Consider the following 13,766-nt stretch of genomic DNA (forward strand, 5'->3'; position numbering starts at 1 on the left):
AATGAAGTCGGGATATGCATTGTCGCTCTTCTCCATTAAAATTTTTAAAGCTTAGTGTGCTCATTAACCAAACTGACAAGTGTCGTAACTACTTCTTCCTGTTCTGTATGAGGCATGCCATTGTAAAGAGGAAGTGTGAGGCAGCGCATAAAGGCCTCTGAACTACCGTCCATTTTACCCTCAATGCGGCAATTCTGCGAATCTCGAAATGCCGGTTGTTTGCTGAGCTGGTATGTTCCTATTTGCACTTCAATACCATGTTCACGCATTCTTTTCATAATTTTTTCGCGATTATCAACAAATACGCAGAATGACTGATACGAGTGGAGTCCTTTGGAGGTGGTTTGGGGAAGTTCAATTGCAGGGTATGGAGAAAGGAGAGTAATATATTTGTCTGCCAGATTTCTGCGTTCTGCTAGTAAATCGTCAATGACTTCCATCTGACCGACCCCAATTGCAGCTACTACATTGGAAAGCTTGGCATTGGTTCCAATTTTCCCAAATACAATCTCCTCACGGTTGCCCTGTCTTTCCATTCCAAAATGCTTAAACGAATCCATATAGGCTGCGAAATCGTCATTGTCAGTAGTGATAATGCCGCCCTCTCCAGTTGTTATGAATTTGCGGGGGTGCATACTGAATACAGAGATGTCCGCCAGTGATCCGACTTTTCTGCCTTGATATTCCGCTCCCAGTGAACAGGCTGCATCTTCAATAACCCAAAGGTTGTATCGTTTTTTTATGTCTGAAAGTCGTTGCCAATCAAGGGGGTTACCGAACAGGGATACAGGTATGAGTGCACGGGTTTTTTCAGTGATAGCCTTTTCCAGCGTAGCATAGTCGATATTCATTGTTTTCGGGTCAATATCAACAATAACCGGGACTCCCCCTGCAATAGCGACGGCAGATGCTGTTGCAGGATATGTGTAATCAGGAACGATCACTTCATCCCCCGGTTGCAGATTAATTGCTCGTAGTGCGATTTCAAGCCCTACGGTACAGTTTGTAACAGCAATGGCATGACGAACAGAAGTGTATTTCGAAATAAGTTGTTCGAGTTTTTTTGTAACAGGACCTTCTGTTAAATAACCTGAGTCAAGAACGTCCTGTACCGATTTTCTGATAGAGTCGTTCATGTATGGCTTGATTAATGGTATCTTATACATCTTATAGGTTTTCCGTGTGGTAAATGTATCTTGAAATCCTGTTTATATAAAAAGTAGCGCTTTGCTTAAAAGAGAATGTGTAGATAATCAACAGTGCTGTTGATTAATCCGGTAATTAGTTTTGAAGATATTCCCAGCATATAGTGTTCTGGCCGTATAGTTTCCTTGGTTACAGACGGATAAAATAAGTCAGAAATTGAGCTGCTAAAGCTCGTGGTACTCGCATTTTCTAGAGGAATGCCCTTCCTCTTTCTTGAGTTCTTCCTGCCAGAGGCTGAGATTTGCATATCGATTTAAAACATCTTTGCTGTGACGGATGATTTCATCAGCGATATGTTGTGCTTCTGAGCTCTGGTGGGTTGCCTTTAAAAACTCTGCAACAGAAAGTGCTTGTGACGGATTCCCGTCAAGGTAATGCGCCTGGGCTTCTTCTGCGAGTTCTTCGGGGCTGGATGAGATAAGCTGCTGGAAAGTACTTGGGGATTGCGCGGTGGAGTCCTTCCTCCAGAGCCCCTTGATAAGTTGCTGTGGAGTTTGTCCCTGCAGACTCCACAGCCAAGCGCATTTATGGCAGTAAAAACCTTTTTCTTTCAGGGCAGCAAAGTTATGCTCCTTCATTTCTTTTCTAAATGAAGTGTAAGCTGCACCATTCCATATCTCTTCAAAGGACTGCTCCACGATGTTTCCCAGAAAAGCATTTTCGCGGGGTTCAACAAAGCAGTAACTTACGTTGCCATCATGGCAAAATGTGACGGCTACATTTGGAAAGATGCAAACTGGGAATTTCTCATATGGGAGACGGTCGTATATATCCATATGGCCTTCGTCGATTTCACCTTGGAAGTTATAAACCCAGTGGAAGTCGACCGAAGCCAGTCCCGGAAAATTGGATGCGAAGAATTCTATTACTTCTTCTCTGTTTTCAGATGCGTTAGCATTTTGGCTTACATAATCAATGAATACATGTGGACGGTCTTTCTTTTCAATTTTTAAAAGAGCTTCAGACAAGGAATGAAGGTTTTCTTTTACTAAATTGAATTTATCAACTCCATGTACTTTCTTATATATATCCCTGCTGATAGCACTAATAGAAACCCCTAAGGAGTTGATGTCTTTTAATATCCCAAGGCGTTTTTCACTTAATAAAATGCCATTGGTGTGAGTTGCAATGTGCATTTTAGGGCGTTGCCTACGTAATTGTGCCGCGTAATTTTCAAGATTCTTATTTATGAAAGGTTCACCCTGTTTCATAAGGTAAACTTTGTTGATCGATTCTGGCAGCTGAGAGCATATCCGATCAAAAATCTCGGGAGGCATTGTGCCTTGTTCGGAACGCATTGCGGTTTTATGAGCACATACTTTGCATCGGCTGTTGCAGATATTTGTGACACCTATATAACTTAGCCAAGGCCCGTGGTTGAGCTTTGTCTCTCCTTGTGCCCACTGGGTAATCGGTGACTGTTCAATATTGTGGATTATCTTTTTCATGTTTGCTCCTGTCAGTTAATTGCGAGTTGTGATGCGAAGTATATTTTGTGCTTTCTGTGCAAAACTAAGTGCTTCAGCTCTAGTTTCTGCTGCGGAAATAATAAATCCACTTCTGTCAAGTCCAGTCCTAACCAAACAAACAGTATCACCTTCCTTAATCGTAAGACCGAAATCAAGTATGTTTGGCATGTTTTCTAAAGCCTTGAGTCCTGAAATCGATTCTACAACACCAGGTTCTGCAATAATGAAGTCGTATATGCACCCTTTCGGGGGATTCAACTGGAGAGAGGGGAGTTGTCCTCCTAGAAGGATCTCGGCCCAGAGCTGCATAACAGGGTGGCCTGTCACGTGACTCAGGATGGGTTCTGGGGTACCCCCTCCCCCAAGTCTTGCTCCTACCTCAAAAAGACGTGGTCCGTCAGCAGTCATGCAGATCTCTACGTGAGCCGCCCCGATATCGATTCCAAGCTCTTTGACTGCTCTTTTCGCCAGTTCCGCTACTTCCCTGTATTCATCAGGTTTAAGTGCCGTGGGATATATGACGCTTTTATCAACGCAGTATGGCCAAGGTGTTTTTACTTTATCTGAGCAGGCAAATACAATGGCCTGATCTTGGCTGATGAGGAGTTCCAGACTATGTTCACTTCCCTGCAGGCATTCTTCTATCAGTACAGAGGGGCAAGTGTAGTAGTTTTGTGCAAATTTCATTGCATGTTCAACTTCATCCGGTCCACTAACAACGGACACGCCACGGGAACCTCCTCCCCTACTGTCCGCTGGTTTGAAAATAAGTGGCCACGTATTCAGTGACTTTACGGCTTCTTCGGCCTCCTCCAAGGAATTAACATGCCGGTAACGAACAGAAGGCAGGCCAGCCTTATCCCATATCTGCCTCATTTTAAGCTTGTTGGTAGTGTTTTGGGCCGTTTTGCATGAAATTCCCGAAAGGCCGAGGGCCTCTGCTACGTAGGCTGCTGTCACTACTCCGTAATCATTAAATGGCAGAATTCCGTTGATGTTTAGTTCTCGAGCGGCTTTCAATGTGAGTTCTTGATCTGAGAAATCCAGACATAGTGGGGTGTCTGCTTCTGCAAATCCCGGGGCTTCCGGGCTTCGGTCCACGACTATAATCTGTCGGTTCGAGGACTTAAGAGTGCGTATGGCCGGTATGTTGTATAGGCTTCCGCCAAGCACCATAAGGCGTTCTGGCCTTGCAGCAGCTTTCATTAAGAATTCCTTTTTAAAAAGTATCTATTGTTAATGATATGCTTCCAAATCCGTTCTATTTTTTTCTTATGTTCATCTGATAATTCGTAATCGACGAAGCCATCTCCTGTAGCGATCCCAATAACCCGGGTGGGGTTTCCAATAGAGTCCACTACGATATCACCTGCCTGTCCAAGGTAGCCTCCGCCTACAATATGGATATCCTCGATTTGCTTGCGGCCCATGTCAGTGCGTATCAGGTTTCGTGCTCCCTGCAGGGCATGCAATTTTGCTGTGATGCTGGCGCGCATGTCCGGGCGAATGATGGGGATGTTGCGCATTGTCGCTTCCGCTATTGCGGCGGGGGAAATTCCCCCGATGCCGGCATCAATAACCAGCTCTGGTTTCCAATGCAAAATATGTTCTTTTTTTAACTGCAGGGTGTCTCGTGCGAAACTTACCAGGGCTGATACAGGTGTGTCCTGATCTGCAGGGGAGGGAGCTTGCGGGTGATTGTCATTTTTATGGCAGATATTCCAAAGCGATGCCTTTTCCTTCTCATGCGGGTCTATGAAATATAGGATAGACCCAAATTGCGATAAGGCCCATCCTGCATGTTGCAACACATTGCCATGCCCGTGCAGAATAAATTTTTTGTCGCGCACCGGACCGAATTTTTCGATGACCATTTCTACGACGGATGATGCCCACGTGCTTGAGTCACTATAAGAATATATCTGATTATCTGGGGCATATTGTAGTGCTACTTCACTTAGCGGTTTTGGGATAAAATCGATGACATCGTCATCTACCAGTAAAGAAGGCACTTTGCCGTTAGCGATTTGGAAAACTTGTATGGCACTTTCCAGTGAGCCGACTTCAACACTGCCTATGGCGTATGATTCCTGATCTTGTACAAGCGGAGAGACAAATGGTTCTTCTTGGTGCTGCTGTGCGCATACAACATTCAGGACACCTCTTTCTGGTGATTTTGCCACAGCCTTGATATCGTTAAGCAAGCGTTCCAGCGGCTGTATTCCATACCTTTTCGTGTATGGAGAACCATGAATCCATTCGCCTATGCTCGTTGCTATTCCTTGATCAGAGTCAGCTGATTCTGCAGCCAGATCTTTTGCAAGCCTGACAAGAGTTTCTTTAGGAGCCCTGATTCTGTCTTCTTCACACAAACGTACGATAAGATCTCTGGCATCTACATCAAATTCCTTGGCCACTGCTAATACTGCTCCCAGAAAGCTGCTGTGAAATCCGGCATATCCTGAAATAACGGATAAAGGACTGAGTCGTGGTTCCCTCTGCAGCGGAGTAATCATTTCCTGACTTATGTCCAAAAGTAGATTTAGATTGAATTCGTCCGTGATTTCACCGCGTTTCTGTAATGCCGCTACCAGCAGTTCTGTGGCGGGATTACCTCCGCCACGTCCAAGTCCCTGTAAAGTTGTATCAATGTATTGAGCTCCGGCATCGATGGCCGCAAGTGAGTTAGCAAGTGCTAATGACAGGTTGTCGTGTCCATGGAAGCCGATAGGAATATCAATGGCTTTACGCAGGGAAGTTACATACTCGGCAACATCATTCGGTAGCATGGTTCCAGCGGAGTCAACCAGATAGAGGGCTTGGGCTCCATATCTCTCCATATCCTGGGCTTTCTTTGCAAGCTCTTCTTTGGATACAGCATAAGATTTCATCAGGTTTGCTGCGACAAAGATTTTTTCAGATCTTGCCAGCTCGATAAATGGAGCTGCCTGTTCATGCTCTGTTACATTGGTTCCAATACGGACGAATCCCATATTGTATCGGGCAGCCGTCTGTAAATGTTCTTTTTCAGCAATTGTTGGAATGCAGAACATACCCCATAAGGCTTTATTCAGTCTTCCAGACATGACCTCCATATATTCTTCATCACTGGCAGCGGCTTCTCCTTTGCCACAATTGGTCGCATTTAGACCCAGTCCATGACCTACTTCGATCATCCTTGCACCTGCTCGTTCAAGTGCTAAGGCCATTAAAATGCTTTCCTGGGGGGTAAATTGAAAGTTGACCGCGTAGCTGCCATCACGAAGAGTGCATTCAAGGAGTGTCGTTTGTGCCATGAAACTGTCCTCATTGTTTAGGTGAAGGTGTTGTTTTGGGCTATGCTATCATCTTTATAGATAATTAGGGAGTATTCATACGGCATATAGTCCAGTCTCAGCAGTAGGCGCTTACTGAGTTGACGGCCTAAAGCCAGTGCTTCTTCTGGAGCAAAGTGCCACGCGTCTTCATGTTGAAAGTCAACCCATGTGCTCATGAAGTCAACACATACACCTTGTCTGGCAGCCGCAAACATTTTGCTGATAACTCTTTCGGCAAAATCCTTGTTTGGTTCGCATACAAGTCGACCATTGAATATCCCACTTGCCAGAACAAAGTCGTGTTCTCCGGTTTGTCCAAGGTCGTCTGCTCCAAGTATGGACAGCTTGGCATCCGGGTGTCGTTCCTTAGCCTCTTCAACGAGCTTTGGGACAATGTCGATACCTGTGTATTGCCCTTGCCAGCCATTGTTTTTCAAAAATTCGAACAGGTCAGCGAAACCGCAACCGACGTCCAGCACAGAGCTCTTCGGCTGTCGCAGAACATCATTTGCCAGAATGGAAAAACGCAGGTTTTGGCGGCCTCCCTTTCCCCAACCCAGAGTCTGCGGAGAGTAGCCGAACAGTGTATACCGGTCGCTGTAGCGTTTGATGATTCGTTCTATGTCTTGGTGGTTCATTGTGCTTTTTATTGTTTATGTGTCTAGCGGGATAAAAATTTTCCGAAAATTGTCAGAAAAAATATTTGTCCGTTTTTCTTCGCTGAGTCCTTCAAGCAGTTTCTGCCAATCCCCGACAGATTGTTTTAAATCCACTTCCGGAAAGTCAGAACCATACAAAATGCGGGCGTCTAAATGCTCGCAAAGATAGCGAAGATCGTCCCATATCCTGGTTCTGGCATATCTTTGGATGGTGTAGGAGAAGTCAATGTATGCGTTGGGGCATTGCCGTATTGCTTCGCCAACCCGAATAGCATCTACTCCAGCAGCATGGCAGAATACAAAATTCACATCAGGAAAGGTTAGGGCAAGGTCATGTATTATTCCCGCAGGGTCTTTGGGGAGAGAGTAGTGGGCACAGTAAAAAAGAGTGTCCATTACTACTGGCAAGGGAGTGTTCTGCTTGGATAAGGCTTCGAACAAATGCAGGGTTTCAGGTGCGATCGGCGAGTACCCGTTTAAGCGGGGGTGAAGCTTAATGGCACGGAATCCTTGGTCTACAAATTTGCTAAGTGTTTCTGGTAAATCTTTTTTTGCAATACTTCGTGGGTCGCATGCTGCTGCAGGTATCAGGCGGTCAGAGTGTGTGCGGCAGCATTTGAGTACGAAGTCATTTGAAATATGCCCAGCAAGAGGGAGTGCTAATGCGAGCTCAGTCCCGCTGGAGTCCATGGCGTCGAGCAAGTGCTCAACGCCGGCAGAACGTTGTGAGCCAAACCAGCTCCCGTCTTGGGTAATGTGGACATGAGAATCAATAATCATGGTTTAATGTCTTTGGTGCTAAGTGGATTTTTATATGGATGCTTTGCCTGCAACAAAATACATGGCTCTTGCTAAGTCATTATGCCCCAGGGTTGATTGTGTTTGCTGTAAAAGATTTATAACTTCAGGATCTTCTTTGCCCAATCTTGGGTAGGCCCTAGATAAAAAACCATGCAAGGAAGGAATAGCGTGTTTTTCAATTGTGGTCAGGCCGCACTGTCTGTAAATCTGTTCCATTTCATTGTTTTCGAAAACGCGTACTGCCCCAAAGTGGGTTGGGGTTTTTCCCTCCAGCAAAGATTTTATCTTGTCCTTGTCATCAAAGGCCAATGCATAGAAAAGATTTCCTTCTTGCATGAGTTCTGCGTGTATTATGCGTCCCTTAGGAGTCAATGATTGGGACAGGTGAGTCATGGCTTTTTCGAAATCATCGTTAAGGCAGCATAAAGTTTCTATGCTTACGATAGTGTCCACACTCGACTCGGCTAAAGATAAGTCAAGGACATCAGCACAAATCAAACGTACACGGGTAAGTTGTTCTTCATCCAGAGAACTATAAAGTCTTTTTATTGACTGGATCTGCCCCTCAACTGCGATTATGTTTGAAAATCCCATACGCAGCAATTCATGTGTGATGCGCCCATCTCCTGCCCCAAGTTCCATTATACAGGCGGAGCGGTCTAAATCTGCAAGGTTTTGTTCTAAATACTTTTTGTATAAAGGCAGGTCTAATGATGATGTAGTCATGGCTATTTTTGCCCGTTCACACAGAGTTACCCCTGTTTCATTCGCATTGAGCCGCATCCATTCAGACGCAGGTATTTTATTAGTGGCAAAAAAATTAGGCTCAATTTCTACGAGGTCCTGTGCTAGATCAAGTGGGGTGATGCTCATTTACGCTCCTTGTTTATCGAAAACCAGTCTATATGTTTTTCTTGAATCGTGAATAAGTGGGCCAAACCGTTCCTTAAAAAAAATAGTTCCTTTATTTAAGGCATTTTTAGTGTTCGCGCTACTTCCAAATCCAGCGAACTTAAATTTCTCTTCCTTAACTAGATTGATCCATTGCCATAACAGAAAAAGGGTAGCGTTGTTTTTTACAGCTACCTTGTCCACAAACCAGTTTCTGCCAATGCAACAATGTTCATTGATTCTGTCTGTCAATAGGACAGCAACGGTTTCATCATTGCGTACTGCCTTGTATGCCAAGATGTTAGCAGGGAATAATGAACATCCCTTCTGTATTTCTTCGTCTGGGACAGTTATACATTTGCCTTGCTGTTTGACTATAGTATCTCTAGCTACGATGAATTCATCGGGGGTTGATGGTTCAAAAGAGAAAGTATTTTCCCGATTCATCTTGCGTATCATCGATGCATATCTTTTTGTAAGGAAAATATCATTGCTTAAATTGATGAAAAACTCACATTGCATGATATTAAGGCTGAAGCCCCAATGTAAAAGTGCAAAATCTTCAGATTCATTTATGTCGCCTCCACGGCTGCATCTATTTCGGCGAACGTATTGAATTTCAAAGTTTTCTCCTTTTGCCACTGCTGCACAATAGTGCCTGAGAGCCCCGATAGATTCATACAATAAAGAAAAACTAAGCTCAGGTTTGGCCAGTACTCCTCCAAAGGCCGATGTAAAGGGCGTCTTGAACAGGAGACGGCCAGTTGTATCGAAAGTAATGCCGCATGCACAGCCTGCAATGATTTTTTCTTTATATCTGAAATGGATGTAGTGAATTTCAGATACCTTGTGCTTGAATGCATTTTGCCACTGTGCTCTATCGAAGAAAGTTGATCCTTCTAAGCTGGGCAATGTCGCATCCCAAATATCTCCAGAGACGCGCTCGGCGGTCACGGACAATTCAGCTGTATTTTCAATGTACATATTAAACATTACAATAAGCTTCTTAGGGTATGGGTGTTTTCTTTGCCGGAAAGCTGGCGCAAGGCATCGGCAAAAATCTTTTCCAATCCATTGCCTTTTCTGCGTAGGGCGTGAGCTTCTTTCCGATTGAGTTCTGGTAGGGAGCGACCGTCGAGTATGGCTCTGGTTTCGTCGACTGTACGGCTGTTGAACCAGATGTGGACGGGGTGAAAATGTAGAACCTTAAGTCCGGGAGTGTCCATGCCTGAAGGGTTGAACACTGCTGTGTCAGGGTTAAGGTGCATGTATAAATTATCTCCACACCATATAGGGAAACGGGTGACACCTCTAAAAGTGAATGATTTCAGGTAGTCTTGGAAAGGTACTAAGAGAGATGAGTCGTATTGGATTTTGTGCTTGATGAGGAGGTCATACATTCTGCCGTGCCAGTAACAGCTATGTGTGCGGCAGCCAATCGCGTTTGGATATAGTGAGGCAACGTGTGCGAACCTGCTTTCTTCACTATCTCCATGTGTTGAATTTTCCATCATATTGGGGTGAAGTCCGATTTCAATTTGTTCGGAATCTTCAATATCATAAGGAGAGGTGCAGAAGATGGTTGCAGGTACATTGCTATCCCGCAACATATCCAAGACATGGTCTAGCATAAATTGTGGAACCCAATCGGTGTCAATCGTAACGGAATATATCGGTTTGTCAGTCATTTTTATCTGTGCTCTTCTTGTCCCACCACCCCCAGCTGCAGCGTACTTTTGAGGTAGTGTCCCATGTGGGTATTTTTTTGATATTTCCTTCGGAAAGGAATTTGCCTAGCTGTTTGCGAAGCAGGTCTCCTTTAAGCAGCTCTTCTGATGTCCCATATTGTTGCAGTAGTGAGCTTGTTAACGACAACAGGTGGTCTGGTACAACCTCACCATGTGGTGGAGTTGTATGCTCAAAGTAAAAGGTTGGGTAGTAGTCGTAGTTGCCTTGGGCGGCTCTGGTGATTGCTTTCAGGGTGTAGCGCGCAACATTCTTTGGTGTATGCAGCTGCTTGTTGATATACTCAATTCCTTGCTCTGCCTTTTGAATTCTTAACGACTTGTTAGTGAGTAATGTTTTTAATTCGTTATACAGGTTTTCTTTGGTTATTCTTATTGTCGGGTGCGCTTCAAAAGGAAAGGGTTGAGCATACTCATCGTTGCAGCCCAGTAGTGCACATCCGCTAGCCATCGCTTCAAGACCAAAAAGTCCGCTTTTCCCGCACGCAATTTGGTCAATAACGATGTCGCATTCAGTTAAGGCTTTAAGGACTTCTTTGTTAGGGATGTTTTCGGCAAGGAAAAAATCAAAGGGGATTCCTTCTCGCTCGAGTTGTTCAAGTGTCTCCAGGATTATATCCGTGCCCTTAAACGCACGTGATGTTGGTGCATGAAAGATTACAGGTTTGTCTCTGCGACAAACTTTGGGAGTGTAGATTGAAGAGTCAAAAGGTAAAAGTCCGGCAATGTACGGACGTACTCCTAGCATATTGGAGCATGGAGCCGAAAGCATTACATCCGCATAGTTTTCCGCAATGCGTGTGTTGTACAGTTTCTTGGAATAGGTGGGGGCATATGAACCCTTCAATGCCAGAGAAATAATTTTATTTTCAGTGTTTCTTTGGTCGGAGATTAATTGTTGCGGGTAGTCATGGCCATATTGAGCATTAAAGGTTTTCGCGGATTCATGATGGCGAATATCTGATCCCAACGGCAGGCTGATTACTGTTTTTCCCATTTTCTTCAATACCGGAATGTCGAGCATTCCTGGTAATAGAGAATTTGAGGCCATGAAGATGTAGATGTCGTAATCTAGGAGTTTTTGATAGCTTCTGGACAGATTCTTTAGGTATTTTTCTGCATCTAGAATCCTTTTGAAGCTGTTCTGAAAGCCTGCAAGGTGAAAATCCAGATTTAGATCGTAGAATTTGTTATGCTTGTCGATATCAGCTGTTCCAACCTCAAAGCCGAGTTCCCGGAATCCTTGAGCAAGGGTTACTGTGTTGTTACCGACATTAGTGGTGCCAATGAAAATTTTCTTCTGCATGCCTTATACCTTAATACTCCAGAAAGTTCTTAATATGCTCTATTTGCTTGCAGGATTGCTGCAATGTTTGGGCCACTCTTTTGAACGTGTGCCGATTTGCCTCGATAGCAATTGCTTTTGGGGCGGTTCTTTTGGTAAAGTCAAAATTATGGAATATTTTCTGCTGAATATGCTTCGATTGTTTTTTATAATGATGATTATATGCAGTATAGAGCATGCATGGTACGGTTCCTGTCCGGATAGCGAATGCCAAAAAGGACTCCATAGGTTATGTGAACTGCTGAATCTTCCGGCTCAATGTTTTAGAAAAATTGAGCCGGTTTATTTTAAGATTTCAGCGTATTGTTAAATTCCTAAGCAGTTGTCGTCCCTGTAGAAAATGGATGTGCAACTCCCAACATTCAGCACCATTGAGGCAAGTCCGGTAAGGCGTAGCTCCTTGAAGCCTGCATCTTTAAGGAATTGGCGGCCCGGCATATATTCCAGACGGTCAGTATTATCGAAGACAATTACTCCGGAAGGGGAGAGTGAAGATAAGGAGTTGTATGCACAGTTCACCCTGTCCCTGCCATCGATCACAATGATGTCGAACTTGATGTTTTTAATCATCGCAACAGTCTTACTGTAATCGCCCCCCGGTTCTAAGCGTTGCAGTACAGGACGGACATGGTCGGGAAACTGGGATTTCATGGTGTTGAACCACTGTTCATTGTGTTCTACAACTACTACCCGCTTGGCTCGTTTTGCCCACCAGAGGGTACTGCTTCCACAGCCGTATTCAAATACTTTGCACCCATATGGCGCACGTTCTTCCAGCAGGTTGACCGCTGGGTACGACAACCAGGGTAAGGGAGCTCCTGCATCATCCACAATCGCCTGACGGTGGTAGCTTGAAAACCATCCCATTTTTTTTAGATAACTATTGGAAATAATTTCCTGAAACATAGTGTTGGGATTGAAGGATTTCGGTTCATTGGGAGCTATAACTTCATAGGGGCGCGATTTAACAGCGGGCTTGTTTAATTTTTCCTTAGCAATGTCCATGAATTTTTCAGCATTGCGCTTCATGTTGTATTCAGTGAGGCAACGATTCTGGCCTGCAGCAGCTATGCGGTCCCGTTCTTCAGGATTGGCAATAAAATGGCGAATCCTCTTCACCAAATCTTCTGGGTTCTTATAAGGTACGATCTCTTTTTCCCATTCGAACCAGCGGGAAACACCATCCAGGGCCAGCACCAGCGAGCCGCATCCGGTAGCTTCAAATAAGCGCATGCTGCAATTGTCGTCTTCACTGATATCTTCTATGGGGTAACCATGTCGGTCAGACAGAAAAACCGGGGTTCTTGAATCAAGAACCATACGTCCGCGACGCAGGCAGCGCATGGCATCCAAACCAAAAACAGGTTCTCTGAGATAAGGGACCATATGAGGGGTCAGGTTGCTGAAATCTCCTGAGAGATGCAAAGCAAGGGAGAAACCGTATTGTCTGGCAGCCCTTGCGACAGTGTCCAGCATGGCTATGCGGCGTGTTCCTGTGAGTGAGCCTACAAATACGACATCTGTATCTTGGGGAATGGATGTCAATTCCTTGACTAGACTTAGCGGGAATCCGGGCGAGAACATCTCGGCTGACTTAGCTCCAAGTTTGGGAGCAAAATCCTGCACGCTGGGCAGGCTTGTAAGAATAACGTCAAAAGCCGACCAATCCCAGTGCGTTTGCAGTGTTGCACAACGCCAGCTGACTACAAGGCGTGGTTGATGGCTCAGGCGGTCACGCAATGCACTATTGAAAGTGTACGGGCTGAATACGTAAAGGATGTCCGGCTTGAATTCGTCAATGTGCATCCGCAGGACGTCTGCTTCCCATCCTGTTTGCAGATTTGCAGACAGGCCCCTTTCCTTAAGCCATGCCCGCTGCATATGTTCTGCGTTCGGAAAGGTCAGTTCATGGGCGCAGCCCATTTCTTTTGTGTATGGCGCGATAATATGCGGGGCGAAAAAACCGTAATTAAGTAAAGCCTCGTTCTGGGCTTGATATCCCATAGAGGCGATTTTAGGATTGTAGGCATAGAAATGGTTAATGAAATTTGTATAAGTAGAAATCGTCTGCATTACGCGCAATGGCGCGGATGTGTCTGTGGTCATGGTTGTTGTCCTGCTTTATTTTTTCATATGCTGTAAAATCACGTTTTTTCATAAATGACCATATATTCAACGCAATGAAATGTAAATTTCAACATTAAAAATAGTGCCTAGCTTTCCTTAAGCGGAATGCTTCATGCATTAAAGTCTACCTGTAGAATCTTGTGCGCTAAGGTTTTCTGATTTTGAATGGCATCATTTTAGCATTCGTTACTGCGCTGGAGGAGTTT

Annotated in this window: 11 protein-coding genes; all 11 read right to left on the reverse strand. The window is 44.7% G+C overall.

Translation table 11 applies throughout. The features are described 5' to 3' along the window. Positions 1–44 precede the first annotated feature (44 nt). Complete coding sequence (locus tag ACO05Z_RS02185; RefSeq protein WP_421900063.1) at positions 45–1,166, reverse strand: DegT/DnrJ/EryC1/StrS family aminotransferase; 1,122 nt, start codon at positions 1,164–1,166, stop codon at positions 45–47. A gap of 204 nt (positions 1,167–1,370) precedes the next feature. After that, the gene (locus tag ACO05Z_RS02190; protein WP_421900065.1) at positions 1,371–2,654 is read right to left on the reverse strand and encodes a radical SAM/SPASM domain-containing protein; all 1,284 of its coding nucleotides are present in this window, start codon (positions 2,652–2,654) and stop codon (positions 1,371–1,373) included. 15 nt (positions 2,655–2,669) lie between these two features. Further along, a complete protein-coding gene (locus tag ACO05Z_RS02195; protein ID WP_421900067.1) occupies positions 2,670–3,881 on the reverse strand; it encodes an ATP-grasp domain-containing protein in 1,212 nt (403 codons plus the stop codon). Next, the gene (locus ACO05Z_RS02200; RefSeq protein WP_421900069.1) at positions 3,881–5,971 is read right to left on the reverse strand and encodes a hypothetical protein; all 2,091 of its coding nucleotides are present in this window, start codon (positions 5,969–5,971) and stop codon (positions 3,881–3,883) included. Before ACO05Z_RS02200 ends, ACO05Z_RS02195 begins: the two co-directional genes overlap by 1 nt. A 17-nt stretch (positions 5,972–5,988) precedes the next feature. Then, entirely contained in the window at positions 5,989–6,630 is a 642-nt protein-coding gene (locus ACO05Z_RS02205) for a class I SAM-dependent methyltransferase (protein ID WP_421900071.1), read from the reverse strand. A 15-nt stretch (positions 6,631–6,645) separates the two neighbouring features. Then, positions 6,646–7,431, reverse strand: coding sequence for an amidohydrolase family protein (locus ACO05Z_RS02210; RefSeq protein WP_421900073.1), 786 nt, complete (start codon positions 7,429–7,431; stop codon positions 6,646–6,648). A gap of 30 nt (positions 7,432–7,461) precedes the next feature. After that, positions 7,462–8,325 (reverse strand): class I SAM-dependent methyltransferase, encoded by an 864-nt coding sequence (locus tag ACO05Z_RS02215; protein WP_421900075.1) that lies wholly within the window; start codon positions 8,323–8,325, stop codon positions 7,462–7,464. Next, complete coding sequence (locus ACO05Z_RS02220) at positions 8,326–9,336, reverse strand: hypothetical protein (protein WP_421900077.1); 1,011 nt, start codon at positions 9,334–9,336, stop codon at positions 8,326–8,328. Beyond that, complete coding sequence (locus tag ACO05Z_RS02225) at positions 9,336–10,031, reverse strand: hypothetical protein (protein ID WP_421900079.1); 696 nt, start codon at positions 10,029–10,031, stop codon at positions 9,336–9,338. Before ACO05Z_RS02225 ends, ACO05Z_RS02220 begins: the two co-directional genes overlap by 1 nt. Next, positions 10,024–11,394, reverse strand: a complete 1,371-nt coding sequence (locus tag ACO05Z_RS02230) for a hypothetical protein (protein ID WP_421900081.1) — start codon at positions 11,392–11,394, stop codon at positions 10,024–10,026. Before ACO05Z_RS02230 ends, ACO05Z_RS02225 begins: the two co-directional genes overlap by 8 nt. 345 nt (positions 11,395–11,739) lie before the next feature. Continuing rightward, positions 11,740–13,539, reverse strand: a complete 1,800-nt coding sequence (locus ACO05Z_RS02235) for a glycosyltransferase family protein (RefSeq protein ID WP_421900083.1) — start codon at positions 13,537–13,539, stop codon at positions 11,740–11,742. Between the last annotated feature and the right edge of the window lie 227 nt (positions 13,540–13,766).

The sequence above is a fragment of the Maridesulfovibrio sp. genome (genome assembly GCF_965230075.1).
GTDB lineage: Bacteria > Desulfobacterota > Desulfovibrionia > Desulfovibrionales > Desulfovibrionaceae > Maridesulfovibrio.

Bases quoted from the DNA above. Each gene is read 5' to 3' on its own strand.
- ACO05Z_RS02195 (WP_421900067.1), bottom strand. From the start codon at position 3,881: ATGAAAGCTGCTGCAAGGCCAGAACGCCTTATGGTGCTTGGCGGAAGC.
- ACO05Z_RS02185 (WP_421900063.1), bottom strand. From the start codon at position 1,166: ATGTATAAGATACCATTAATCAAGCCATACATGAACGACTCTATCAGA.
- ACO05Z_RS02210 (WP_421900073.1), bottom strand. From the start codon at position 7,431: ATGATTATTGATTCTCATGTCCACATTACCCAAGACGGGAGCTGGTTT.
- ACO05Z_RS02225 (WP_421900079.1), bottom strand. From the start codon at position 10,031: ATGACTGACAAACCGATATATTCCGTTACGATTGACACCGATTGGGTT.
- ACO05Z_RS02220 (WP_421900077.1), bottom strand. From the start codon at position 9,336: ATGTTTAATATGTACATTGAAAATACAGCTGAATTGTCCGTGACCGCC.
- ACO05Z_RS02190 (WP_421900065.1), bottom strand. From the start codon at position 2,654: ATGAAAAAGATAATCCACAATATTGAACAGTCACCGATTACCCAGTGG.
- ACO05Z_RS02215 (WP_421900075.1), bottom strand. From the start codon at position 8,325: ATGAGCATCACCCCACTTGATCTAGCACAGGACCTCGTAGAAATTGAG.
- ACO05Z_RS02235 (WP_421900083.1), bottom strand. From the start codon at position 13,539: ATGACCACAGACACATCCGCGCCATTGCGCGTAATGCAGACGATTTCT.
- ACO05Z_RS02230 (WP_421900081.1), bottom strand. From the start codon at position 11,394: ATGCAGAAGAAAATTTTCATTGGCACCACTAATGTCGGTAACAACACA.
- ACO05Z_RS02200 (WP_421900069.1), bottom strand. From the start codon at position 5,971: ATGGCACAAACGACACTCCTTGAATGCACTCTTCGTGATGGCAGCTAC.
- ACO05Z_RS02205 (WP_421900071.1), bottom strand. From the start codon at position 6,630: ATGAACCACCAAGACATAGAACGAATCATCAAACGCTACAGCGACCGG.